Below are 550 nucleotides of genomic sequence, written 5' to 3' on the forward strand. Positions count from 1 at the left end.
TTTAGCGAAAGAAGCTGAGCGGGACAACGTTCGACAAGCGCTGTATTGGTACGACAAAGCGGCGAAGTTGGATAACGTGACAGGCATGTACGGCATTGTGCGCCTTAGTGAGCGCATGCGAGAAGATGTGATCTTAAAAGAGCAGGCGAACTTCTGGCGAACTGCCATCGCGGGCATGGAAGGTGATATTGAAGCGAAGTTCACGACAGGTAAAGCACTGGTGTTTGGTCGAGGGGTAGAGAAGAACATCCCGAAAGGCCATCAACTCATCGAGACGGCGGCCGAAGAAGGTTGCGTTGCTGCGATGCTTTACATGGGAGAGTGGCAGCTCTCGCCTGAAAATACTTCAGGCCATAAAGCCGATGCGCTTTACTGGTTTATGAAAGCGGCAGAAAAAGACAGTGCAGAAGGCAAAATTCAAGTCGGCTTGTGTTATCTAAACGGCATTGGCGCAGACAAGAGCATGGTGAAAGGTTGCTATTGGCTGGAACGTGCTGCTGAGGGCGGCAGCGCAGAAGCGATGTACCATGCAGGCGAAGCATGGAAAGAC

At 51.8% G+C, this 550-nt stretch carries 1 protein-coding gene; it reads left to right on the forward strand.

The genetic code is table 11. The features are described from left to right. Positions 1 to 550: tetratricopeptide repeat protein (locus R7R78_RS28795; protein ID WP_225474927.1), on the forward strand; the 550-nt coding region annotated here is incomplete at both ends.

The organism is Vibrio sp. 2134-1 (assembly GCF_033339495.1).